This is a genomic window from Phyllobacterium sp. UNC302MFCol5.2 (genome assembly GCF_000686005.1).
Taxonomy (GTDB): domain Bacteria; phylum Pseudomonadota; class Alphaproteobacteria; order Rhizobiales; family Rhizobiaceae; genus Phyllobacterium; species Phyllobacterium pellucidum.
In genome coordinates this window covers 424,482-448,775 of sequence record NZ_JMLL01000010.1, presented here as the reverse complement: position 1 = coordinate 448,775, position 24,294 = coordinate 424,482, and the positions used below count along the sequence as shown (strand labels likewise).

The 24,294-nt window shown below is 60.2% G+C and carries 24 protein-coding genes and 1 pseudogene; 17 read left to right on the top strand and 8 right to left on the bottom strand.

From position 1 onward, the window contains the following. Positions 1–27 precede the first annotated feature (27 nt). Complete coding sequence (locus BR48_RS0104120; protein ID WP_027230140.1) at positions 28–864, top strand: bifunctional allantoicase/(S)-ureidoglycine aminohydrolase; 837 nt, start codon at positions 28–30, stop codon at positions 862–864. 9 nt (positions 865–873) lie between these two features. Here BR48_RS0104120 and BR48_RS0104115 read toward each other — a convergent pair whose 3' ends face one another. The 3 genes and pseudogenes from BR48_RS0104115 to BR48_RS23760 all read right to left on the bottom strand — a co-directional run. Next, complete coding sequence (locus BR48_RS0104115; protein ID WP_027230139.1) at positions 874–1,395, bottom strand: histidine phosphatase family protein; 522 nt, start codon at positions 1,393–1,395, stop codon at positions 874–876. Positions 1,396–1,409: 14 nt separating this feature from the next. Continuing rightward, entirely contained in the window at positions 1,410–1,694 is a 285-nt protein-coding gene (locus BR48_RS23765) for an acylphosphatase (protein WP_036813851.1), read from the bottom strand. 30 nt (positions 1,695–1,724) lie between these two features. Continuing rightward, a pseudogene (locus BR48_RS23760) lies at positions 1,725–2,042 on the bottom strand (hypothetical protein); the annotation flags it as partial. Positions 2,043–2,190: 148 nt separating this feature from the next. Between BR48_RS23760 and BR48_RS0104100 the strand changes: the two are divergent. The 8 genes from BR48_RS0104100 (at position 2,191) to BR48_RS0104065 (ending at position 12,037) form a co-directional block, all read left to right on the top strand. Continuing rightward, positions 2,191–2,910, top strand: coding sequence for a GntR family transcriptional regulator (locus BR48_RS0104100; protein ID WP_036813843.1), 720 nt, complete (start codon positions 2,191–2,193; stop codon positions 2,908–2,910). Between the two features lie 49 nt (positions 2,911–2,959). Beyond that, positions 2,960–4,066, top strand: a complete 1,107-nt coding sequence (locus tag BR48_RS0104095; RefSeq protein WP_027230137.1) for a mandelate racemase/muconate lactonizing enzyme family protein — start codon at positions 2,960–2,962, stop codon at positions 4,064–4,066. A 2-nt stretch (positions 4,067–4,068) separates the two neighbouring features. Beyond that, positions 4,069–5,253 (top strand): mandelate racemase/muconate lactonizing enzyme family protein, encoded by a 1,185-nt coding sequence (locus tag BR48_RS0104090; RefSeq protein WP_027230136.1) that lies wholly within the window; start codon positions 4,069–4,071, stop codon positions 5,251–5,253. Between the two features lie 173 nt (positions 5,254–5,426). Continuing rightward, complete coding sequence (locus BR48_RS0104085; protein ID WP_027230135.1) at positions 5,427–7,088, top strand: ABC transporter substrate-binding protein; 1,662 nt, start codon at positions 5,427–5,429, stop codon at positions 7,086–7,088. Positions 7,089–7,142: 54 nt separating this feature from the next. After that, on the top strand, positions 7,143–8,111 hold the full coding sequence (locus BR48_RS0104080) for an ABC transporter permease (protein ID WP_197030329.1): 969 nt from the start codon (positions 7,143–7,145) through the stop codon (positions 8,109–8,111). Next, the gene (locus BR48_RS0104075) at positions 8,108–8,989 is read left to right on the top strand and encodes an ABC transporter permease (RefSeq protein ID WP_081815751.1); all 882 of its coding nucleotides are present in this window, start codon (positions 8,108–8,110) and stop codon (positions 8,987–8,989) included. Before BR48_RS0104080 ends, BR48_RS0104075 begins: the two co-directional genes overlap by 4 nt. Beyond that, positions 8,982–11,012, top strand: a complete 2,031-nt coding sequence (locus tag BR48_RS0104070) for an ABC transporter ATP-binding protein (protein ID WP_027230132.1) — start codon at positions 8,982–8,984, stop codon at positions 11,010–11,012. The genes BR48_RS0104075 and BR48_RS0104070 overlap by 8 nt, the downstream gene beginning before the upstream one ends. Next, positions 11,009–12,037 carry an Ldh family oxidoreductase gene (locus BR48_RS0104065; RefSeq protein WP_027230131.1) on the top strand — a complete coding sequence of 343 codons (1,029 nt, stop codon included), beginning with the start codon at positions 11,009–11,011 and terminating at the stop codon, positions 12,035–12,037. Before BR48_RS0104070 ends, BR48_RS0104065 begins: the two co-directional genes overlap by 4 nt. Positions 12,038–12,191: 154 nt before the next feature. Here the strand turns inward: BR48_RS0104065 and BR48_RS26585 are convergent, their stop codons facing one another. After that, the gene (locus tag BR48_RS26585; protein ID WP_245273378.1) at positions 12,192–12,278 is read right to left on the bottom strand and encodes a LysR family transcriptional regulator; all 87 of its coding nucleotides are present in this window, start codon (positions 12,276–12,278) and stop codon (positions 12,192–12,194) included. Between the two features lie 223 nt (positions 12,279–12,501). Here BR48_RS26585 and BR48_RS0104055 point away from each other — a divergent pair, with 223 nt between their 5' ends. Then, positions 12,502–13,239: an isochorismatase family protein gene (locus tag BR48_RS0104055; protein WP_036813836.1), complete on the top strand. Its 738-nt coding sequence runs from the start codon at positions 12,502–12,504 to the stop codon at positions 13,237–13,239. Positions 13,240–13,332: 93 nt separating this feature from the next. Here BR48_RS0104055 and BR48_RS0104050 read toward each other — a convergent pair whose 3' ends face one another. Both BR48_RS0104050 and BR48_RS0104045 read right to left on the bottom strand, forming a co-directional pair. After that, entirely contained in the window at positions 13,333–13,812 is a 480-nt protein-coding gene (locus tag BR48_RS0104050) for an SRPBCC family protein (protein ID WP_027230128.1), read from the bottom strand. Then, a complete protein-coding gene (locus BR48_RS0104045) occupies positions 13,809–14,168 on the bottom strand; it encodes a metalloregulator ArsR/SmtB family transcription factor (protein WP_051614523.1) in 360 nt (119 codons plus the stop codon). The genes BR48_RS0104050 and BR48_RS0104045 overlap by 4 nt, the downstream gene beginning before the upstream one ends. A 140-nt stretch (positions 14,169–14,308) precedes the next feature. Here BR48_RS0104045 and BR48_RS0104040 point away from each other — a divergent pair, with 140 nt between their 5' ends. After that, positions 14,309–15,475 (top strand): YbfB/YjiJ family MFS transporter, encoded by a 1,167-nt coding sequence (locus BR48_RS0104040; protein ID WP_027230126.1) that lies wholly within the window; start codon positions 14,309–14,311, stop codon positions 15,473–15,475. On the opposite strand, the gene BR48_RS0104035 is transcribed toward BR48_RS0104040, so the two are convergent. Further along, positions 15,472–15,885, bottom strand: a complete 414-nt coding sequence (locus BR48_RS0104035; RefSeq protein ID WP_027230125.1) for an ACT domain-containing protein — start codon at positions 15,883–15,885, stop codon at positions 15,472–15,474. The genes BR48_RS0104040 and BR48_RS0104035 overlap by 4 nt on opposite strands. Before the next feature lie 163 nt (positions 15,886–16,048). Here BR48_RS0104035 and sbmA (BR48_RS0104030) point away from each other — a divergent pair, with 163 nt between their 5' ends. Both sbmA (BR48_RS0104030) and sbmA (BR48_RS0104025) read left to right on the top strand, forming a co-directional pair. Continuing rightward, complete coding sequence (sbmA, locus tag BR48_RS0104030; RefSeq protein ID WP_027230124.1) at positions 16,049–17,302, top strand: peptide antibiotic transporter SbmA; 1,254 nt, start codon at positions 16,049–16,051, stop codon at positions 17,300–17,302. 185 nt (positions 17,303–17,487) lie between these two features. Continuing rightward, positions 17,488–18,741 carry a peptide antibiotic transporter SbmA gene (gene sbmA, locus BR48_RS0104025; RefSeq protein ID WP_027230123.1) on the top strand — a complete coding sequence of 418 codons (1,254 nt, stop codon included), beginning with the start codon at positions 17,488–17,490 and terminating at the stop codon, positions 18,739–18,741. Between the two features lie 22 nt (positions 18,742–18,763). Here the strand turns inward: sbmA (BR48_RS0104025) and BR48_RS23755 are convergent, their stop codons facing one another. Beyond that, positions 18,764–19,801 (bottom strand): polysaccharide deacetylase, encoded by a 1,038-nt coding sequence (locus BR48_RS23755; protein WP_081815750.1) that lies wholly within the window; start codon positions 19,799–19,801, stop codon positions 18,764–18,766. Positions 19,802–19,947: 146 nt separating this feature from the next. Between BR48_RS23755 and BR48_RS0104015 the strand changes: the two genes are divergently transcribed. From BR48_RS0104015 to BR48_RS0104000, 4 genes are all read left to right on the top strand, one after another. After that, complete coding sequence (locus BR48_RS0104015) at positions 19,948–20,532, top strand: NnrU family protein (protein WP_027230122.1); 585 nt, start codon at positions 19,948–19,950, stop codon at positions 20,530–20,532. A 144-nt stretch (positions 20,533–20,676) separates the two neighbouring features. Next, positions 20,677–21,357, top strand: coding sequence for a tetratricopeptide repeat protein (locus tag BR48_RS0104010; RefSeq protein ID WP_027230121.1), 681 nt, complete (start codon positions 20,677–20,679; stop codon positions 21,355–21,357). A 17-nt stretch (positions 21,358–21,374) separates the two neighbouring features. Further along, a complete protein-coding gene (gene der / locus BR48_RS0104005) occupies positions 21,375–22,844 on the top strand; it encodes a ribosome biogenesis GTPase Der (protein ID WP_027230120.1) in 1,470 nt (489 codons plus the stop codon). Positions 22,845–22,996: 152 nt separating this feature from the next. Continuing rightward, positions 22,997–24,160: a cell wall hydrolase gene (locus BR48_RS0104000; RefSeq protein WP_027230119.1), complete on the top strand. Its 1,164-nt coding sequence runs from the start codon at positions 22,997–22,999 to the stop codon at positions 24,158–24,160. The last annotated feature ends 134 nt before the right edge of the window (positions 24,161–24,294 follow it).

The following is a 24,294-nucleotide window of genomic DNA, read 5'->3' as shown; positions in this document are numbered from 1 at the left end:
TCGGCGGGAGACGCAGAGGAAATGGCCATGGCTCAACGAACTTATTCCGCTCCACACGGGGGCGCACCCGCGCAAACGCAGCTTCTGACAGACCGCGCGGTGTTTACCGAAGCCTATGCCTTGATCCCCAAGGGCGTGATGATGGATATCGTCACGAGCCTCCTGCCGTTCTGGGACGACACCCGGCTTTGGGTGCTTTCGCGTCCGCTCTCCGGCTTTGCCGAGACATTTTCGCAATATATCATGGAAGTCGCACCCGGCGGCGGCAGCGAGCGGCCCGAACTCGACGCTGGCGCCGAGGGCGTGCTTTTTATTCTCGAAGGCGAACTGAGCGTCACGCTCGATGGCAAGAAGCAGGTGATGCAGCCCGGCGGCTTTGCCTTCATCCCGCCGGCAAGCAACTGGAAAGTTCGCAACGAGAGCAGCGCCCCGGTCCGCTTCCAGTGGATCCGCAAGGCTTATGAAGCCGTCGAAGGCATCGACATGCCGGAAGCCTTTTTCGCGAATGAAGCGGATATTGCGCCGGCGCCGATGGCGGGCACAGAGGGCAAGTGGGCGACGACGCGTTTTGTCGATCCGTCTGATCTGCGCCACGACATGCACGTGACGATCGTGACTTTCGAGCCTGGCGCCGTCATTCCCTTTGCCGAAACCCACGTCATGGAACATGGTCTCTACGTACTCGAAGGCAAGGCCGTCTACCGGCTCAACCAGGATTGGGTTGAAGTGGAGGCGGGCGATTTCATGTGGCTCCGCGCCTTCTGTCCGCAGGCGTGCTATGCTGGCGGTCCGGGCAAGTTCCGCTATCTGCTCTATAAGGATGTCAACCGCCACATGAAGCTCAGCCTGACGCCGCGGCTCTAGGCTCGGTTTTTAGTTTGTATCTTCGAGCGACTTCGGCGTCCCGAACCGCTTGAGTTCGCCGCGGTCGGTTTCAACAGCTGTCCAGTCCTTGGCATTGAAATCGATCACGGCAATGCCGGCGGTCGGGAATTTTTCGCGCAGCCGCGAAAGATCGGGTTCGGGCCCACCCGCCACATGCTGGCGCGCGAACTCTTCAAGCCCGGGATTGTGGCCGACGAGCATCAGGGTCGAGATGGTGGCGGGTGCCTGCCTGACAACGTCGAGGAGTGCGTTGACGGGTGCATCGTAAAGGCGCGGCTCGGCTTTCCATTCGAGCTTTACTCCAAATTCGGCGGATGCCAGCTCAAACGTCTGCATGGCTCTTCTCGCGGTCGAAACGAGGGTAAGATCGGGAAGCAACTGCTGACGCGCTAGGAACGCACCCATCAATGGCGCCGTCCGCCGGCCACGTTTGGCGAGCGGCCGTTCATGGTCCTCGACGCCCGCCGGCCATTCCGATTTTGCATGCCGAAAGAGAATGAGCCTGCGCATCGAAGTCCTCGCATTTACGACGTTATCCGAAACTCCCCCGACAGATTTTCTGGCTCTGCAATCTCAGACACGACATCCTTTACCGACGCACCGGGCGGCCCCTGCCAGAACCGATCGAGCATCGAGGATACCGCGTTCTCCGGCCCCTCGATAAAGGCCAATACGCTCCCGTCCGGTTCGTTGCGGACCCAACCCCCCAATCCGAGCTTGCGCGCTTCCATGCGCGTCCAGACGCGGTAGCTTACGCCCTGTACGCGGCCCGATACGCGAACCAGCTTCGCCTGATGCTCCTCCGGCATCGCGTCTCCTGCCGATAATTCGGTGGCGGACCCGAATGTTATAAGTCCGACCGCAAGTATAGCAAAGATGATGCCGAAGGATTGAACAATCGACAGCTTCTCGCCAAAGAAAACCAGCGCGATGAGATTGACCGCAATAAGCTGGATGACAGCCGAGAGGCTGAAAGCCGATGCCATGCCGAACTCGCGTACCAGACGCAGCATGATGAGATTGCCGACGGAATAGAGAACAATGGTTAGAACCAGCTTCGCGTTGCTCGGCGCCAGCGCCCATGCCTTTGCGCACGTCGCGGCGAGCAGGAACGTGAATGTCGAAGCGGTGAGCTGCAAAAAGCCCGTCAAGGTCATGTCGATCTCCGGTGGATAGGTACGCGTTACGTCTCGGTCAGTCTGCTGTTAAAGCGGTCAGATCGACATGTCGATGCTAATGCTGCGAGTTCTCGATTGCAATATTGTCGACAATCTGATTTTCTTGCATCGGAACGAGGATCCATCCATGAACGCTACGGATTTTGACCCCATTGTCGATACGACCCGCAGGGCCGAAATCGTCAGCCTACTCAAACGGGCCATCCTCACCGGCAAGCTCGAACCTGGCCAGAAACTCAACGAACTGCGCATCTCCGAACAGATGCGGGTGAGCCGCGCGCCCTTGCGCGAAGCCATGCGCGAGTTGGTCCAGGAGGGCATTCTTACCAGCATTCCCTATGCGGGCACATTCGTGATCGAAGTGACGGCGAAGGATATCGAGGATGCCTATTCGCTCAACCAGGTTCTCGACGAATTTGCCATCGAAAGAACGTGGCCGCTCCGCACCGAGGTCTTCTTTGCCGAACTTGACAGACGTCATGCTGCAGTGAAGCAGGCGACCCTCGACATCGACACGACCAGGCAGATCGAGACGGCGCTGCAGCTGCACGGCCTGATCTATGAATGGGCCGATCACCCGCTCCTGCTCGATACGTGGCAGCGCCTCACCAGCCGCCTGCAGATGTATTTCGCCTTGCATCAACGGGCACGCAACGAACCGGTGCCCTCGCTCGACGTGCACGAGGAATATGTGCGTCTTCTCAAAGGCAAGGACATGAAAGCGGCGCAGCGGCACGCCCGTGAGCACATCGCCCTCGATTTTGAGGAACTTGTTGCTTTTGCGCGCGGGCTTGAGGAGAGGCAGGCCGCCAAGAAGCCGGGGAGCCGCAAACGCCTCGACAATTGAGCGCGGACCGCAGGCGCTCTCCACAGATAATAACACGGGAACGGTTATCGTGCAGGTCAAGTCCATCAAAGCCTACAGTCTTATGCAACCCTTTGTCGGCGGCCGCTACAATATGTCGAAGGGGCGTGGTGCCGACGGTTTCGATGCAATCCTCGTTTCTATTACCTCCGACACCGGGGTGACCGGCTGGGGCGAGATGGCGCCACTTGGAAACTTCTATTCGGCTGCCTTTGCCGCAGGCGCCAGGGCAGGTGTTCCGGAAATCGCGCCACATCTGCTCGGCAGGGACCCGCGCGGGCTCGCGCAGATAAACCGACTGATGGATACTGTCTTCAACGGCCACCCCTATATCAAGGCTGCCTTCGACATGGCCTGCTGCGACCTCACGGCCCGCGCCGCCGAGGTCCCGCTGGTGACGATGCTCGGCGGCCGCGAAAGCGATATGGCCGATCTCTACAAGGTCGTCACCCACGGCTCCGTCGACGCGATGGTTGATCTTGCCAGGCGCATCGTCGGCGAAGGGTTTCATCGCCTGCAGGTCAAGGTGGGCGGCAAGGTCCACGACGATATCGAGCGGGTGACCGCCGTCGCTGCCGCGGTGCCGAAAGGTACGGTGATCTTCTGTGATGCCAATGGCGGCTGGACCGCCTATCAGGCACGCCAGTTCGCCGATGCGACACGCGCCATCGACTACACGATGGAGCAGCCGTGCCTCGCGATCGACGATTGCCTCTCCGTTCGCCGTTCGCTCGACAAGCCGATGGTGCTCGATGAATCGGTCACCTCGCTCGAACAGATGCTCGAAATTCATCGCAAGGGCGCGGCTGACGGACTGACCCTCAAGATCTCGCGGCTCGGCGGCGTCACCAAGACCCGCCAGATCCGCGACGTCGCCGTCGATCTCGGCTTCATGATCACGGTGGAAGACACAGGCGGCGCCGAGGTTGACACGGCTGCCATGGCCCACCTCTCGCTATCGACGCCGGAAGAGCGGCGCTTGCATGCCATCGCCTTTCACGAATGGGTGACGGTCCGCACTGCACGCAACGCGCCCCCGGTTGTCGGCAGCCGCATGGGCGTGCCGGACGGTCCGGGGCTCGGCATCGATGTCGATCCCGATCTGCTCGGCAAGCCGTTTCTCGAATTGAGCCACTAACAATGAAAATCCGCCGCATTACCGCAACCCCAATCAACCTGACGCTCGAAGCGCCCTATGTCTGGGTGTTCGGCGAACTCGACGGCTTTTCGCCAACCATCGTTGAAGTCGAAACCGATGATGGGATTATGGGGCTCGGCGAAGCGCCGAGTTCGGCCGCCGCCGCGATCATCAATGACACGCTGGCGCCTCGCCTGATCGGGCGCGATCCGATCGATATTGCCGGCGCCGAGAACGTTTGCCTGCCGTTCTGGACCGGCGTCCAGAGCATCAACGATCGCACGCGCATCCTCGCCTTTGGCGCAATCGAGATGGCGCTCTGGGACATTCGTGGCAAGGCCTGGAACCAGCCGCTCTATCAATTGCTCGGCGGGGCGGTGCGCAAGGAAATACCTTTCACCGATTATTTCTCCCTGCGCGGCGATGGCGCGGCCACGATTGGCGAGAAGACCCCGGAGGAAGTTGCCGACTATTGCGTCGAGCTCAACGAGCAGTTCGGGACCACGTTTTTCGAGGGAAAGTTCTCGACCGAAGACCCGAAGGTCTCGCTGCGTATGCTCGAACTCATCCGCAAGAAGCTCGGCGACGATGTGATGCTGCGAATCGATTCCAACCAAGCTTATTCACTTGCAACTGCTCGGCAACTTGTGCGAGCCTTGGAGCAGCTGAACGTTCGCAACTGGGAAGATCCTGTCGCGACAATCGAGGAAATGCGTGAATTGCGTCGCCATTGTTCGATACCGTTCTCGACGCACAACATCGACATTGCCCGCGCCATGGAACTGCGGGTGCCGGACGCGATTGTCGGCAACCCCGCGACCCACGGCGGCATCGGCCGCCTCGTCCGCTTCATTGGTGCCTGCGAACACGCCGGCATCGATTTCTGGTGCTATAGCGGCGATTCGGGCGTCGGCAGCGCCGCTTACCTTCACCTCTGCGCGGCGCTCGGCTGGATAAGGGAGCCGAACCAGTCGCTTTTCCGAATGCAAACCACGGACGTCATCGAGGAAGGGCCGTTTTCACCGCGAAACAATGTCGTTCCAGTGCCAGAAGGGCCGGGACTCGGAGTTACACTCGATCGGGACCGCCTTGCTGCCTGCCACAGGGATTTTGCCGAGAACGGCCCGAAGAACAAGTATCACGACTCTGCGAAGCCCGGTACCTACCGGCGCTTGCCGCTGAACTGAAAAGGAGAATTTTCGCTTGCTGCCTGACCCGGCGCCAAGACCGGGCATTACGCGATCGGAGGAAAAGGCATCTTAAGTTTGTCGGTCACGGACGATCCGGCAACTCGGCGACCAGGAGCGCTGCCTAACTCATCGTTCGGTTAAAACATGATCCAGGGGAAAGAGCAGAAGCCATGAAAAATTACAAGTTCCTCGATATGCTCCGGCGCGGCCGGACAGATCTCGAAAACCATCTCATCGACGGACTGGTCGACGGCAGGGTAAGCCGCCGGGAATTCATTCGTCACGGCAGCCTGCTTGGCCTGTCCCTGCCTTTCCTCGGCAGCGTCGGATTCGCCGCCGGCATGGGCGGCATGCCCAGCCTTGCCCGCGCGCAAGGCACGGCCGGCGCCACGATCCGCGTTGCCAGCAGCGTGCCTGCCGCGGCGATCGAACCTGTCAGCGTCGCCGATGCCGGCGGCTTGCTCATGTTGCAGCAATGCGGCGAGTTCCTGTGCCTCGATGGCCCGGATCTTGTCCTGAAGCCGATGCTGGCCGAAAGCTGGAAGCCGAATGACAAGGGTGACGTCTGGACCTTCAATCTGCGCAAGGGCGTCAAGTTCCACAGCGGCGGCGAGATGAAAGCCGACGACGTCGTGGCGAGTATCGATCGCCTCGCCGACCCGGCGAACTCGTCCAATGCGCTTTCGGTCTTTACCGGGTTCCTGCAGAAGGGCGCTACCAAGAAGATCGACGATTACACGGTGGAGTTCCACCTCGACGCGCCAAACGGCAACTTCCCCTACATGGTGTCGTCGGACAACTACAACGCGATCATCATTCCTGCCGATTACAAGGGCGATTTCGAGAAGAACTTCAACGGTACCGGGCCGTTCAAGCTGGAGAAGTACACGCCGAAGGTCGGCGCATCTTTCGTGCGCAATGAGGACTACTGGGGCGAAAAGGCACTCCCGGCACGGACGGAATTCACCTTCTTCGGCGACATCCAGCCGATGATACTTGCGCTTCAGGGCCGTCAGGTCGACGTAATCAACCAGATGCCGGTGCTTGCCGGCGTCGCACTGCTCACAGATCCGAACGTCGAAATCATCAGCTTGAAATCCGTGGCCCATCACCAGGTCCACATGCGCACGGACATGGACCCATTCAAGGATCCACGGGTGCGCCGCGCCGTAGCGCTCAGCATCGACCGCAACAAGCTGCAAAAGGGGCTGATGCGGGGTCGGGCCTCGCTTGGCAATGACAGCCCGTTTGCGCCGGCCTTTCCGTCAACGGATACGACCGTTGCGCAGCGCCAGCAGGATCTGAAGCAGGCAAAGGAACTGATGGAGGCGGCTGGAGCCGGCAAGGGTTTCAAGGTTACGCTCACCACCGAGCGCTATCTGGAAATTCCGGAATATGCCCAGCTCATCCAGAATGCGGTCAAGGAGATCGGCATCGACATCCAGCTCAACATTCTCGATCAGGGCGCCTATTACGGCGATGCGGTGTTCGGCAAGTCCAACTGGCTCGATTCCGTTATGGGCATCACCGACTACGGCCATCGCGGCGTGCCGAATGTTTACCTCTCCGCGCCCTTGAAGAGCGAAGGCACGTGGAACTCGGCGCATTTCAAGAACAAGGACTACGATACGCTCGCTGCCGGATACATCGCTGCGCTCGACCTTGAGGCGCAGAAGGAGACGGCCGGCAAGATACAGCGGCTGCTGCTCGAGGAAACGCCGGTTATCTTCGGCTATTTCTTCGACTACCTCACGGCAACGGCAAAGGGCGTTTCCGGCGTGCAGCCGACGGCAATGTCGCAGAACTATCTCGACCGCGCCTCGAAGGCGTAAGGGAGGAACGGACATCCTGCAACAGCCAGCTCCGCGCAGGTGGGGCTGGCTAACATGGGAGCTAGAGCCATACTTTCCTTTCTGCTGAAGCGCATTGCCCTTTCGATCGTAACCTTGTTCCTGCTCAGTATCATGGTGTTCCTGGGAGGGCAGGTGCTGCCCGGGAATGTCGGGCGCGCCATATTGGGACCGCTCGCCGACCAGCGTGCCGTCGACGCGCTCAACCATTCGCTCGGCCTCGACCGGCCGCTGCTTGTACAATACTGGGACTGGATTTCCCATTTCGTTCAAGGCGATATGGGCACTTCCTATATTTTCCGGGCGCCTGTTGCGCCTTTCGTCATCGATGCGCTCGGCAATTCGATGAAGCTTGCGCTCGTTGCTTTCATCATGGTCGTGCCGCTCGGCATTCTCGGCGGCATCATCGCCGCGCTGAATGTCAATCGGCCCATCGACCGCATCATCAGTCTGGGGGGTCTTTCGGCAACCGTTCTGCCGGAATTCGTCACCGGCATCATCTTCATTTTGCTCTTCGGCGTCTGGCTGAACTGGCTGCCCATCGCAGCCGTCTGGCCGCCGGGTTCGGGCATCTTCACCCAAATCTACTATTTGATCCTTCCGGCATTGCCGCTGTTCCTCGTGCTGTTCGGCTACATCGCGCGCATGGCGCGATCCGGCATGATCGAGGCGCTCGATGCCGACTATACGCGCACTGCCGTCCTTAAGGGCCTGCCCTGGCATACGGTCATCTGGCGGCACGTGCTGCGCAATGCGCTGCTGCCGACGATTACCGTCATCGCCACCCAGACCGGCTACCTCATTGGCGGACTCGTCGTAGTCGAGACCCTCTTCCGGTATCAGGGCATCGGCTCGCTGATCTTCACGGCCGCACGCGGCAAGGATTTCCCGGTGCTTGAAGCCGGTATCCTGACGATCGGCATCGTCTATGCGGTGGCGACGCTGATTGCCGATCTTCTCTATTCCGTCCTCAATCCACGCATCCGACTGGGGATCGATCAATGACGGCGACCGATATCAAACAGCCTGACCTGCCCGCGCCGCCGATCAAGCGTAGTCCCGCAATGGAAGTGGTGGCGGCGCTCGGCCGCTCCGGTTCTTTCATCACGGGTCTCGTCATCGTTGTCTACTGGGTCCTGTGTGCGCTCTTCGGCGAATATTTTACGCCGCACGATCCGCTTGCGGATGACATCATCAACGCGCTCATGCCGCCCTCCGCCGATAACTGGTTTGGCACCGACCAGCTCGGTCGCGACGTGTTCTCGCGGGTCATCGTCGGGTCGCGCGATATATTGACGGTCGCGCCGCTGGCGACGTTGCTGGCCACCATCGCCGGCACAACGCTCGGCCTGTTTACCGGCTATTTCCGCGGACTTGTCGATGACGTGATCAGCCGCGTCCTCGAGGCGTTCATGGCAATCCCGGTCGTGATCGTGGCACTGCTCGCCATTGTTGCGCTCGGAACGTCGAAGACAACGGTCATCATCGTCATTGGCCTCAGCTTTGCGCCGATCATTGCCCGCACCGTGCGTTCGGCCGTTCTGTCGGAGCGCGAACTCGACTATGTCGCGGCGGCGCAATTGCGCCGCGAGAGCGCGCTGCACACGATGTTCGTGGAAATCCTTCCCAACGTCATACCGCCAATCCTCGTCGAGACGACGGTGCGTCTTGGCTATGCCATCTTTGCGGTTGCGACGCTGAGCTTCATGGGCTTCGGCATCCAGCCGCCATCGCCGGACTGGGGTCTGAGCATTTCAAGCAATTACGGGATGATCGGCGGCGGCTTCTGGTGGACCGTGCTCTTCGATGCGTTCGCTATCGCCTCGCTGGTGATCGGCGTCAATCTTGTGGCCGACGGCGTGCAGGGGGCCTTGAATGACTGACTTATCGACACCCAATGCGCTCGAACTGCATCACCTCTCCGTCGCCTATCGGGTTGGCGGCCGCAACCGCGCTGTGCTGCGCGATCTGAGCCTTACGATTCGCCCGGGCGAAGCTTATGGCCTTGTCGGCGAATCCGGCTGCGGTAAATCAACGGTTGCCCTGTCTGTCGTGCGCTATCTTCCCCGCAACGGGGTCATCACAGCCGGCGAAATCGCCTTGGCCGGCCACAATGTCATGAAGCTCGACAACGAGTCGCTGCGCCGCATGCGTGCCGAAAACGTATCGATGGTCTATCAGGATCCCGGCAAGGCGCTGAACCCGTCGATCCGCATAGGGCGGCAAATGACCGAGATTTTCGAACTGCGCGGAATTTCCAGCCAGGCCGCGGTCGACCAGGCCATCTCCATGCTCAACCGCGTCCGTATCTCAGATCCGCTGCGAGTCATGCAGCGCTATCCGCACCAGCTCTCCGGCGGCATGCAGCAGCGCGTCGGCATTGCCATGGCGCTCGCCAGCGATCCGACAATGCTGATCCTCGATGAGCCGACCACCGGCCTTGACGCGACGGTCGAGGCGGAGGTGCTTGACCTCATTGCCAAGCTCAGGCAGGAACTTTCGGCGTCGATCCTGTTCATCAGCCACAACCTCGCGGTGGTCTCGCGCATGTGCGACCGCGTCGGCGTTCTTTACGCCGGCATGCTGGTCGAGGAGGGGACGACCGCCGAAGTTTTCAACAATCCGCGCCATCCCTACACGGTGGCACTGTTGCGCTGCCTGCCGCGGGGGGGCCAGCGCAAGGACCAGATCAGGCTCGACACGATTCCAGGATTTCTCCCGGCGCCGGGCGCAACGATCACCGGCTGTCCCTTTGCCGATCGCTGCGCCCTTGCCGACAGCCGGTGCCATAATGAACTGCCGCCGCTGCACGACCTCGGTGGCCGCCTTTCGCGGTGCCACTATCACGAACGCGCGCAGGACCTGCCGCGTACGACGCCGGGAAGCATTGCGGCAGCGTCGGCGGTCCATGGGGGCGAGCCGGTTTTGCGCATCAAGGATCTCAACAAGACCTATGCTGCCCATGGCCACGCCCTGCGTGCGGTCAACGACGTTTCCCTTGATCTGATGCCGGGACAGACCCTCGGCCTCGTCGGGGAATCGGGAAGCGGCAAGACAACCTTTGCCCGGCTCCTCCTCGGTCTCGTACCGGCCGACTCCGGCGGCTCGATGCAACTCGAGGGCCAGCCGCTCGCGTCGAAACTCGAAAGCCGCAGTGCCGATCAGGTCAAGGCGATGCAGATCGTTTTCCAAAACCCCGATTCAGCGCTCAATCGCGCGCATTCGATCCGCCACATCATGGGCCGTGCCTTGCGGACGCTGGCCGGCCTGAAAGGCGCGGCGCAGCAAAAACGCCTCATCGAGCTGGTCCGATCTGTCCGGCTGACAGAGCGTCATCTTAGCGTCAAGCCGCGCCAGCTTTCGGGTGGCCTCAAACAGCGTGTGGCAATCGCCCGTGCCTTTGCCGGCGATCCGCGCATCGTCGTGTGCGACGAGCCCACCTCGGCGCTCGACGTGTCGGTGCAGGCGGCGATCCTCAATCTCCTTGCCGATCTGCAGACAAAGGAGCATGTCAGCTACATCTTCATCTCGCACGATCTCGCCGTCGTTCGTTACCTGTCCGACCACATCGCGGTGCTCTATCTCGGGCGGATCATGGAGATCGGCCCGTCCGAACGCGTGTTCTCCGGGCCGCACCATCCCTATACCGAAGCGCTGCTTTCGGCCGTACCGAAGCTCGACGAGACCGAACCGAGCCGCGTCCGGCTCGACGGGGAAATTCCAAGCGCCGTCAATCCGCCGTCCGGGTGCGTTTTCCATACGCGCTGCCCGCGCAAGATCGGCGCGATCTGCGAGGAACAGGAGCCGCCGCTCTTCGATTCCGAACCCGAACACAGGATCCGCTGCCACATTCCGTTCGAGGAATTGGCGCGGCTGCAAAAGAAGCAAGAGGTGATACCGGCATGAGCGACGAGAGGGTGATGACCTATGACGAAATCGAAACGCTCGCGGCGAGGGCCCTGATCGCCTCTGACGTTGCTCCGGAGAATGCGGCGGCGGTCGCAAAATCAATTGCGGCGGCCGAACGTGACGGACAGGCGATCGTCGGCCTTTCCTATCTTCCGACCTATTGCGACCATGCCGCCTGCAAGAAGGTGGACGGCCACGCGCAGCCGCGTCTTGAGCAATTGTCGCCTGTCGCGCTTCGCGTTGACGCCGGCACCGGCTTTGCCCATCCGGCGATCGCGCTCGGACTACCGGCGCTCATCGACGCCGCCCGCCAATCGGGTATTGCGGCGCTGTCGGTCACAAATTCCTATGCCTGCGGGTCGCTCGGCTATTTTGTCGAGGATCTGGCAGCCGAGGGGCTCATTGCACTGATGACGGCCAATGCTTCACCCTCGATTGCGCCCTTCGGAGGCAAGACGCCGTTCTTCGGCACCAATCCGCTCGCCTTTGCCGTCCCACGTGACGGGCATGCGCCACTGGTCATCGACCAGTCGTCGAGCGTCGTCGCCAGGGTTGCGGTCATCGACGCCTATAATCGCGGTGTGCCGCTGCCTGACGGCTGGGCCATCGATGCAGAGGGCGTGCCGACCAACGATGCGGCCGCGGCGATGGAGGGTAGTCTTCTGCCGATCGGAGGCTACAAGGGTTTCGGGCTTGCACTGATGGTCGATATTCTTGCTGCCGGTCTTGGCGGCGCGCACTGGTCCTACGAAGCATCATCCTTTGGCGATTGCGAAGGTGGGCCGCCGCGCACGGGCCAGTTCATCATTGCCATTGATCCCGACATGTTTGCCAGGCCCGGCTTTGCCGGTCGGCTCGAGCAGATGCTGACGGCGGTCAAGGAAACGCCTGCCGTGCGGCTTCCGGGCGACCGGCGTCTCGAAGCACGCCGCCAGCATGCCAACGGTGTCGCGCTGCCGGCCGCCGTGGTGGCGACCATCGAGCGCTATGCGCGCGACGGCTCACCGATGCTGACGAAATAGGCAGTGTTGTCAGCGCCGCAGATCGCTGCGAGACCGAACGCGGATGCAGATTGGGCGGCCTAAACGAATACTACCTTTGGAAGCTCGGCAGCCAGATGATCGATGAAGACGCGAACCAATGGCAGCAGGCCTTGTCGGTATGGGATCAGGGCGGTCAGCGTGGAGTCGTGCGGTTGAGCAAGCGAACGCCCAACTCGGACTCAAGCCGCCTGATCCTGTGGCTCAATGTCGATTTGGGCACGCGCAACGTTCGCTGTAAAGCCGCCCCGATCCACAACCTGAAAGAAATAATAAAAGTCGTTGAGATCGAGCATGCCGGCTCCTTCGTCCAAAGAGATGGACGTTAAGTCTGAAATTTGCCCTCTTCTTGGCCGGAAAGCCAGCCCTTAAGTTCGTCCCGTCGCCGCAAAGGTAGCGACTCCGGGCGAGCCATGGTGGCTGTCCGGGAAATTGACGGAGGCATCATGGAACGGCGTCACTTCCTCCAGACAGCAGCAATAGGAGCGGCTGCGACGGCATTCGGCCTCGCTCCCTCGCTTGCCGCCGCAATTCAACCACGCCGACCGCAGGAGTACGAAATGTCCGACCAGGTCCGTCCTTATGAACCGCTCACTTCCGACAATACGGCGCTTGTTCTCGTCGATCATCAGATCGGCCTGATGACTGGTGTGCGGGACTATTCCACCGGGGAGTTGAAGCACAACATTGTCGCTCTGGCAAAGGCGGCCCGCGCCCTCAATCTCCCGATCATCGTCACGACCACGGCGAGCGATAGCATGTGGGGGCCGACGTTTCCCGAACTCGTCGAAGCGCTGCCCGGCACAAAGATAATCGACCGGTCGTCGGTCAATGCCTTTGATGATCCGACCGTGGCGCGCGCCATAGAAGCGACCGGCCGCAAGAAGCTAATCTTCGCGGGCATCTCCCTCGAGGTTTGTGCGGCGTTCCCTGCGATAAGTGCGATCGGCAAGGGCTATGATGCCTATGTTGCAGTCGATGCGTCCGGCACATTCAACCAGACGAAGCGAGAGGCCGGCTTGCTGCGCATGCTTCAAGCCGGTGTTGTCGTCTCGGACTATGCGACCCTGATGGTCGAAATCCTCAAGGACAATGCGCGACCCGAAGCCGGCGCCGTTTATGGGGCTCTCGATATGCCATGGGCAAAACTCGTAGGGCAGATCGCGCTGGCCAACGGCAAATGAATTGATCCGCCGTCGAGGATGTCGCGCGCCGTGGTGGCGACCGTCGAGCGCTATGCACGCGACGGCTCACCGATGCTGACGAAATAGGCCGAGTTACATTTCGCTCTTGATATAAGCGACCATCTGGTCGAGCACGGTGCCCCAGCCATCGTGGAATCCCATCTCCTCGTGCTGCTTCTTGCCCGCACTGTCGCGATGGATCGCGATGGCCCGGTAGCGCGTGCCGTTTCCTTCGGGTTCCAATGTCAGATAGGCGGTGAAAAAGGGCTTTTCCGACGGACGATAGCCGGGGAGCAGCGCATCGGTCCACACGAGCTTCTCATTCGGAACGACTTCGAGATAGCAGCCGACATTCGGAAACGACTGGCCTTCGGGTGAGAGCATGGTCGTCCGGAACACGCCGCCCGGCCGAAGGTCGATCTCGCAATCGGTGGTCTGCCAAGGCTTCGGCGTGAACCATTTGACGATATGTTCGGGCGTCGTCCACGCTTTCCATACAAGTTCGCGCGGCACATCGACGACGCGTTCAAGAACGAGATCGAGTTCCGGATTTATTGCGGGTAGCTGCGTCATTTATCCTGCTCCTTGAGTTGAATGAGATAGTCGTCGAGCTGATCGAGGCGGCGTTCCCAGAGGGAACGTTGCTTCGCGAGCCAATCCTCGATCAATTGCAGCGGCTCCGGTTCGAGCCGGTAGGTTCGCACGCGGCCGGTCTTCGCCGACCGCACAAGGCCGCACCCTTCGAGCACCTTGAGGTGTTCGACGAAGGAGGGCAGCGCCATATCGAATGGCGCTGCAAGTTCGCTGACCGAAGCCGGGCTGCTTCCAAGCCGTTCGAGCACGCGTCGCCGCGTCGGGTCTGAAAGCGCGCGGAAGATGCCGTCAATCGGCGCCATCGCTTGCGCAGCACCATGGGTAGCACCAAACATAATCGCACCTCCTTCCGTGCGGATAAACACTTAGGATATTTCCTAAGTGTTGGCAAGCCGCCTGCAATCGATTACCGCGAATAACCCAACCATCAAATTTATTGGCTTGTCAGTGTGCACTGCAGCGATAATGTCCCGCCATGCAATCGCAGACCTCATCCTCCGTCCGCCTCGCGCTTGGCGGGCTTGTTTCCATGGCCGTCGGCATGGGCATCGGCCGCTTCATCTTCACGCCGATCCTGCCAGGCATGATGAGCGATCTCGGCCTGTCGCCGGGCGATGCGGGCCTTATCGCCTCCGCGAACTATGTGGGATATCTGCTCGGCGCGGTGGTGGCGGGTTTCAGCTGGTGGTCCGGCTATGAACGACCGCTCGTCTACCTCGCGCTGGCGTCGAGTGCCGCCCTCTGCTTCATCATGAGCATCAGCGATGGCGTCATCGTCTTTTCGCTGGTGCGGTTCCTTGCCGGCATGGCCAGCGCCTTCATGCTGGTGTTTGCGGCGACCATCGTCTTCAGCCACCTTGCCGCAGCCAACCGCCAGGACCTGCAGGCGATCCATTTCGGCGGAGTCGGCACCGGCATTGCCGTTTCATCGCTGCTCGTCGCCTTCAGTTCCGCCAATGGTTATGGCTGGCGTGAAGACTGGATCGGCGCTGCGATCCTCTCGCTTCTGGGCCTGCTGGCTGTACTTATGCTCATCAGGACCGGTCCCGTTCGCAGTGGCGCGGCGGTAGAGGAGCCGCCGCTTGCCTGGACGCCCGCTTTCATCAAGATCAATATCGCCTATGGCATATTCGGCTTTGGCTATATCATTACTGCAACCTTTATCATCGCCATCGTGCGCTCCAGCCAGGGTGGGCCGTGGATGGAGGCGCTGGTCTGGCTCCTGACCGGCATCGCCGGGGCAGTTTCGGTCTGGCTGTGGACGCCGCTTCTGCACCGGACCGGCCCCTTCATTGCCCTTGCGCTCGGATGCGCGGTGCAGGCGATCGGCGTTGCGGCAAGCGTCGTCCTGCCGGCGCCCTATGGTCCGATAATCGGCGGTCTCCTGCTCGGACTGACTTTCATCGTCATCACCGCCTTCGGCTTCCAGGCGGGCCGGGTACTCTTGCCGCATTCGCCGCGCAAGGTCATGGCCGTGATGACGGCGGCTTTCGGTATCGGCCAGATCATCGGTCCGCTCGTGGGCGGCTACCTTGCCAATATTACCGGCGACTTCATCTTCGCGACGCTCGCCGCAGCGGCAAGCCTCATCGTTGCCGCGGCCTTTGCCTATTCGGCGCGCCGCGGGCAGGGTGGCCGCTAGCTGGTTCGCCCGGCGTCCTGCGCCAATTGGTGCAGTAAGTTCATGGCCTCCTCGGCGCGATCTTCCGGTACGAACAGGTGGTCGTGGTAATACCCGGCGACCGGATTGACGCCCATGCCGGCCTTCGCAAGGCAGGCTGTAATCGCCGCAAGAAAGCCGACGGCCTCCAGCGAGGAGTGAACGTCGAGCGTTATCATCCGCGAGCGAAATATCGCTGCAAGCCCATATTGCTTAGCGGTGGCTTCATCGACGATCAGCGTCAGGCCTTCCGCCTCGCGAAACATCATCACCGGCTCGACGCCGGCCGGGGCCGAGTCACCCTTGGCAATGGTCGCAAACATATAGACGCCCTCGGCGAGAACCGGACGCATCGTTGCCAAAAGCTTGCCAAGATCCGTTTCACCAACCATCGCGTCCTCCATTGTTTGCTCATTGCAACCAGCAAGCTGGGCAAAAGTAAACGTTGAGCCTTGCCTAACTGCGGACACCGTGCACTAGCTTTGAGAAGAATATTATCTAACCAACTGATTTCACAACCATAAATTGCTAGAGATTGCATAAGGAACGCGCCGCGTGTTTGTATCGTTTTTTCCCAAGCCCAAACTCTTCTTTATTTCTGCCGTGCTCTGGTCGCTTGCTGCCGTGCTTTTCTGGGTATTCGCGGGTGAGCCGTTGGGCGCGCGCTTAGGTATGCCCCCGGCAGACCCGAGCGCGCCACCTGTCCTCGGCGCCGCTGTTTTCATCACCAAGCCGTATTTATGGCTCTATATTTATTTTGGGACCGCCGTCGCCATCTTCGCCGCATTCTGGATGTGGTATGCGCCGCACAGGTGGCAGATGTGGTCGGTTCTCGGCTCCGCCCTTATCCTTTTCACGACTTACTTCGACGTCCAACTGAACCTGGCACTCAATGCCTGGCGCGGCCCGTTTTTTAATCTTTTCCAGAAGGCGATCACAACGCCGGGTTCCGTGGCGGCATCGGAACTTTATTGGTTGCAATGGCAGTTCATGACAATCGGCCTTACCAATGTCGCCCTCGGCGTTGGCTCGATCTTTTTCGTCAGCCACTATGTCTTTCGCTGGCGTACTGCCATGACCGAATATTACACGGCCCATTGGAGCCGGTTACGGCATATCGAAGGCGCATCCCAGCGTGTTCAGGAAGACACGATGCGGTTTTCGCGGACGATCGAAGACTTGGGTGTCAGTTTCATTCAGGCCGCAATGACGCTGATCGCATTCCTTCCATTGCTCGCGCAACTCTCGCTGCAGATCACTGAACTCCCAATCATCGGGCAAGTGCCGTATTCACTTGTGATCGTCGCCGTCGGATGGTCGCTCTTCGGCACTGTGCTGCTCGCGGTCGTCGGTTTCAGGCTGCCGGGCCTTGAATTCCGGAACCAGAGGGTGGAGGCAGCGTATCGCAAGGAACTGGTGCTGGGCGAGGACGACGCTGGCCGTGCACAGCCGATGGCTTTGACGGAACTCTTCGCCAACGTTCGCCGCAACTATTTCCGGCTCTATTTCCATTACGGCTACTTCAATATCGCCCGTTCTCTCTATGGTCAGGCCGATGCAATCTTTCTAAACGTGCTGCTTATTCCAACAATCGCGGCAGGCAAGATCACGCTTGGCCTTTGGCAACAGATGAGCACTGCATTTCTGCAGGTAAGCAATTCCTTCCAGTATCTTTACAGGTCGTGGCCGACCATCGTTGAACTGCTCTCGATCTACAAGCGCCTGCGCGCCTTCGAGGCAGTGATCTATGACGAACCGCTGCCGTCGATCGATCAGGCGTATCTGGAGACGCAGTCGGAGAACAGCTGAGTTATTTCGGTAAGGCGGGCGATTTTCAAATCGCCCGCCTGTAGCCTCGCCATCCCCATTTTCCGATCGCCAGATCATTACAGCAATTTAATCGCTGTTGAGCGATGTTTGACCAATTCGTGCTGTTAAGTGCAATTCAGAACAACTATGAATTGCGCAACTTTTCACACGGAGAACGTGTCGCTGTGTTCGTTTCATTCTTCCCAAGGCCGAAGCTCTTCTTCATTTCGGCAGTGCTCTGGTCGCTTCTCGCCGTCCTTTTCTGGTTTACCATAGGCGAGCAACTTGGCGCCCGGTTCGGCCTGCCGCCTGCGGCGCCCGATGCGCCTCCGATCATCGGCATTGCCAGCTTCTGGTCGACGCCATTCATCTGGTTCTACATCTACTTTGCCATCGTCGTCGTTATCTTCGCCGCATTCTGGGCCTGGTTTTCCCCGCATCGCTGGCAGCGCTGGTCGGTGCTCGGCTCGGCCTTCATCCTGTTTGTCACCTATTTCCAGGTGCAGGTCAGCGTCGCCGTCAACAACTGGTACGGACCGTTCTACAATCTCATCCAGACGGCAGTGTCGAAGTCTGCGCCGGTTACCTACGAACAATTCTATGAGGGCGTCAGCCAGTTCCTCGGCGTCGCCCTTGTCGGGGTCACCGTCAGCGTGCTTCTCGCCTTCTTCGTCAGCCACTACATCTTCCGCTGGCGCACTGCCATGAACGAATTCTACATGTCGCACTGGAGCCAGCTTCGCCATATCGAAGGTGCCTCGCAGCGTGTGCAGGAAGACACGATGCGCTTTGCCGAGACCATGGAAGGGCTCGGCGTCCGGCTCATCGATTCCTTCATGACCTTGATTGCCTTCGTCCCGGTGCTGATCGCACTTTCAGCGAATATCACCGAACTGCCGATCGTCGGCGAAGTGCCGCATCCGCTGGTCTTTGCCGCCGTTTTCTGGTCGATCTTCGGAACGGTGGTGCTCGCCGGCGTTGGCGTCAAATTGCCGGGCCTGCAGTTCCGCAACCAGCGTGTCGAAGCAGCGTACCGCAAGGAGCTCGTCTATGGTGAGGATCACGAGGACCGCGCCCAGCCGCCGGTGGTGAGGGAGCTTTTCGCCAATGTCCGGCGCAACTATTTCCGGCTCTATTTCCACTATATGTACTTCAACGTCGCCCGCTATCTCTACCTGCAGACCGACAATATCTTCTCGCTGATCGTGCTGATCCCTTCGATCGTCGCCGGCAAGATTACGCTCGGCACGATGAACCAGATCAGCGGCGCCTTCTCGCAGGTAACGTCGTCGTTCCAGTACCTCGTCAATTCGTGGACGACCATCGTCGAGCTGATATCGATCTACAAGCGCCTGCGCGCCTTCGAGGCGGTGATCTATGATGAGCCACTGCCGTCGATCGACGAGCACTACCTGCGCACGCAGACCGAAGACGCTTGAGACTGACGAAGTGAGGGGCGGCTCAGATGCCGCCCTTTGCCGCGGGTTGTGAAACTTCCGCCCGGGCAACGGGCATGGCAACACCGCCCGTTTCCTTCAAATATTGGCTGTACGTCGTGCACCGCACATCGGCTTTGTTGCAGACCTCTTCGGTAAAGCGCTCCAGCGCCCGCCAATAGGCATCGCCATTCATCAGCGTGAAGTGCAGCCCGATCTGGAACGGGATGCGCTGGCCTTGATACTGTCGGTCGAAAGCGCCCTTGAAGGCGTCATAGGCGCGGCCCTCGAACACGTTCAACTGGTCGGGACGCTCCACCGCGCCCGAATGGCGGACGTAAAGATTATAGTCCATGGCGATCACAGGGCGATTCTGCGGGCCTTCGCTGATCGTCGGCAGCCCGAACTGATAGATGCCGCCCGAATGCACCGGCAAGGCCGGCCCTCGCGAAACGCCGCTGCCGTCGAAGGCATAGCCCTGAGCGCGGAGCGCCGATATCAGCGCGGGACCCTCGGAAAGATAGGGCGCGCGGAATCCGCGTATCTCGTCGGCGACAAAGTGCTTCCAGCCTTCGGGCTCCGCATCGCTTCCATATTTCGCCCAGGCGCCGGTCAACACCTGCTTGTAGGTGACAAGTTCCCGCTGCCAGTCCGCCTTTGTCCAGTTCTTGCCGTCGAAGTGGCCGCAGGCATGGCTCGCGATTTCATTGCCTTCGTTGCGCGCCCGCCAGATATTGTCGAGGCGCTTTGCGATATCCTGTTTCGATGTGGCGAAGCCGATGTTCGAACGCCCCGGCGCCTGGCCGGGAGCCTGGTAGGACTTCCGGTCGGACTGATCGATCAGGAAGACGCAGGAAAGAAAATAGGTGAACTTCGCATTGCTGCGCTGCGCAAGTGCGCGGCTGCGATCCCAAAGCTCGTTGCTGCCGGAATTGTCAAACGAGATCAACACATATTGCGGCTTTGCGCCCGGCGTATCGCGCGCCGCCACGCCGCCATCGGCCAGGGCCGGCATCGAAAACAACAGGCTCATGGATGCGGCGGCGAGGATGGTCGAACGCATGATGGGGTAACGCGGCTCCGGGAAGGGAAATAACGTCGCTACAGGGCAATTGTGGCGATGATCGGACGCGGCGATCCACCGCAAGCGATCAGCTTGGAACTATTCCAATGCCGCTATAGTCTCAGGCATCTTTCGGGGAGGGCACCATGCTGGTACTGATTCTTGGGATCATTGTTTTTCTCGGCGTTCATTCGGTCCGCATCGTTGCGCCGCAATGGCGGCTCGCCAAGATCGAGCAGTGGGGCGAGAACAAGTGGAAGGGCTTCTATTCGGTACTCTCGCTTGCCGGCTTCTTCCTCCTCGTTTGGGGATACGGCCTTGCCCGTCCAGATGCCCCGATCCTTTACGAACCACCCGTCTTCATGAAGCATATCGCCGGTCTCCTAATGCTGTTTGCCGCGATCTTCCTCGGCGTCTTCATCGCGAAGCCCGGCAGGATGAAACCCGCGCTCAAGCATCCGATGCTTATCGCCATCAAGACATGGGCATTGGCGCATCTTCTTGCCAATGGCGATCTGGCCTCGCTGATCCTGTTCTTGTCGTTCCTCGCCTGGGCGGTGGCCGATAGGATTGCCATCAAGCAGCAGGAGCGCGCCGGCCTCATTAGCTCCCCCAACATTGTGGCAGGCCCGGTGTCCAACGACATTATCGCGGTCGTCATTGGCGTCGTACTCTACGGCCTGTTCGTGTGGAAATTGCACGCTTTGTTGATCGGCGTTCAGCCGATGTAACCGGCGACGATGACCTAATTTTCGTTTGCCACTTACATCCTTTGAGTTTTCCGACTAAAAGCGCCTGAACTCCATGCGCGGGCGGCTCTGCTGCACCGCGTTTTTAACAATTGTACTTTGGCGCAAGCTGAACCAAGAGGCACTATGACTGACGACGGCTTTTTCCGTGAAGTGAATGAGGAACTGCGTTCCGACAAGGTGAAGGCTTTCTGGAAACGCTACGGCTCGCTGCTCATCGGCGGCGTGGTGGCAATCGTCGTCGGCACCGCGGCCTTCTCCTTCTACGAATACTGGACCGAGAGGCAGGCTTCTCAATCGGGCGACAAGTTCCTGGCTGCGCTCAACCTTGTTCGGGACGGCAAGAACGACGACGCACTCAAAACGCTCGATGAACTCGAGAAGGATGGCTATGGAGCCTATCCGGTGCTCGCACGTATGCGCGCTGCTGGCGTTCTGGCCCAGAAGGGCGACAACGCCGGCGCGGTCGCCGCCTTCGACAAGGTCTCCGCCGATAGTTCGATCCCGCAGGCCATTCGCGATCTTGCCAAGCTGCGCGCTGCCTTCATTCTCGTGGACACTGGATCCTATGAGGACGTGGCGAGCCGCGTCGAGACGCTGTCTTCCGATTCAAGCCCGATGCGTCATTCGGCGCGCGAGGCGCTGGGTCTTGCGGCCTGGAAGGCTGGACGCGGCGCCGATTCCGCCAAGCTGTTCCAACAGATCGCCGACGACAAGTCGGCTCCCGCCAATGTTCGCCAGTTCGCCGATACCATGCTGGATATGTTGCGCAGCACCGGTGCGGCGCCTGCTGCAACAGCCGGCTGAGACAGGAAACCGAACGGATGAGTTTCACCCTTGCCATCGTAGGGCGCCCGAACGTCGGCAAGTCCACGCTTTTCAACCGCCTTGTCGGTCGCAAACTGGCACTCGTCGACGATTTGCCGGGCGTGACCCGCGACCGGCGCATTCATTCGGCGAAGCTTTACGATCTGAATTTCGATGTGATCGACACGGCCGGCCTTGAGGAAATGCCGAGCGAATCGCTCGAAGGCCGCATGCGCGCGCAGACCGAAACCGCCATCGGCGAAGCTGATCTCATTCTGTTCCTGGTGGATGCCAAGGCGGGCGTCACGCCCACCGACGTTACCTTCGCCGATCTCGTGCGCCGCTCCGGCAAGCCCGTGGTTCTCGTTGCCAACAAGGCGGAAGCGCGTGGCGCAGAGGCCGGGATGTACGATTCCTGGCAGCTCGGCCTTGGCGAGCCTTGCCCGATATCGGCCGAACACGGCCAAGGCTTTCCCGATCTGCGCGACGCAATTATCGAAGCGATGGGCGAGGAGCGCGTCTTCCCGGACGAACATGCCGAAAAAGACCCTGATGATTCGGTCGCTGTCAGCATTCCGGCTGCGCCTGGGCCATCGGCGGATCTGATCGGCGACGATATTGACGATCCCGATGCCGAGGACGTCCCCGACTACGATTCGTCAAAGCCCTTGCGCATTGCGATTGTCGGCCGTCCGAATGCCGGCAAATCCACGCTGGTCAATACGATGCTTGGCGAAGACCGTCTGCTGACGGGACCGGAAGCCGGCATTACCCGCGACTCCATCTCGGTCGACTGGGAATGGAAGGGCCGCAAGATCAAGCTGTTCGATACGGCTGGCCTGCGCCGCAAGTCCCGCGTCCAGGGCAAGCTCGAAAAGCTCTCGGTCGGCGATGCACTGCGGGCGATTCGCTTCGCCGAAGTCGTTATTATCGTTCTCGATGCGACGATCCCCTTCGAAAAGCAGGATCTGCAGATCGCTGACCTTATCATTCGCGAAGGTCGCGCCCCGGTCATCGCCTTCAACAAGTGGGACCTTGTCGAGAACCGCCAGATGGTGCTCGCCGATCTCCGTGAGAAGACGGAACGGCTGCTGCCGCAGATCCGCGGTATTCGCGCCGTGCCGATTTCGGGCGAGCGCAACCAGGGCATCGACAAGCTTATGGCGGCCGTCGCCACCACCGACGAAATCTGGAACCGGCGCATTTCCACCGGCCGTCTCAATCGTTGGCTCGAGGGTGTGACGACGCATCATCCGCCGCCCGCTGTTGCCGGACGCCGCCTCAAGATCAAGTACATCACACAGGTGAAGACCCGCCCGCCGGGCTTCGTCATCTCGTGTTCGCGTCCGGAAGCCTTTCCGACATCCTATGTGCGCTATCTGTCGAACGGCCTGCGCGAAACATTCGACATGCCGGGTGTTCCGATTCGCGTTGTGTTGCGCGCATCCGACAATCCGTTCGCGGGCCGCGCCAAGAAGAAGCGCTGAGGCATCGCCGGATAAGATCCGGCGTGGGCTCGTTCGCTAAACTTCTGCCTGCGCCGTTAACTCTCCATCAAGGTTAATGCTTCATTTTTTAGCTCGAACTGTTCGGTTTGAGTGGGGTTATCGGCGTGCGTTTCTCGGAGTATGTGCGGGCATTGCGTTCCCTGCGAACCAACCAAACCGGCAAGAGCTATGCGGCGCCTTTGCTCATTGGCGCGGCGCTTTATCTCTTTTCCCCGACCGTGACCGCATACCAGGATATGACGAGCCTCCTTTCCGGATCCGAATCGGGGCAGGGGCGCTGGAGTTCCTATCTCGAAAAATCGCCGGCAGGTTCGATCCAGAAGGCCAACATGTCGTTCGTCGATGAAAAGGCGATCACGGGTTCGATTCCTGCAAGCGGTGTCGATGCGCCCGGCATAGGTCCGATCGCCATCAAAGGTACGCAGAAGTCGCGTGGCGCCACGCCAGACGAGGAGCGGATCAACCGCGCCGAAAAGCAGGGGCGTATCGTTTCGATCAGCAAGAAGGCGCCGCCGAAAGCCTTCAACGCCGGCTCGATCCTTCAGCGCCAGAGCATGCTGGTTCGCCCCTCCAAGGATATTGAAGTCGCAATGGCATTCACCAAGCCGAACATTGCCGGCAAGGAATTCCAGATCGCGCTCGCATTTCACAACCGGGCTGCGGAAAAGCCGGCTTCCGACATGCCGCCAATGCTGGCGAGCCTCGTCAATAATGACAAGCCTGATGTTCTGGCACTCGGCTATGCGCCGGCGACGCCGGATTATTCGAAGACCTCGCCATTCGATTCGATCCTGAACGAGCCGAAATCGCCGGGACGCTTTGTTCCGCAGCTCGGCGCCGGCGACCACTATTGGCTGGCAACGCCTTTGCCTCCCGTCGTTTTCACCAAGGAAGAACAAAAATGCCTGGCGACAGGCATTTATTTTGAGGCGCGCAGCGAGAGTATCAAGGGACAGGCGGCAGTGGCGCAGGTCATTCTCAACCGCGTACGCAACCCGGCCTATCCGAAGACGATTTGCGGCGTCGTCTACCAGAATGATGACTGGATCAATCGCTGCCAGTTCTCATTCGCCTGCGAGGGCCGCAAGCTCCATGTCACGGAACCGAGGGAATGGAAGGTAGCGCAGCAGGTGGCGCAGGCCGTGACATCCGGACAGATTTTCCTGCCTGAAGTTGGGTCCGCCACCCATTACCATGCAGTCTATGTTCGCCCCAACTGGGCGCGAACGATGAAGCGTGTCGACAAGATCGGCGCGCACATCTTCTACCGCACATTTGGCGGCGGCTGGATATGATCCGACTTTCGTCGTCTTGGAATTAGTGCGAGAGCTGCTATATTGCTCTTGGAGTGGGGGACGAGCTTTCGCCCGCCCCCCGTTCCTGATTAGTTGAATTGAACCCGGATCGTGACTTGCCAGCCAGTCCGGGT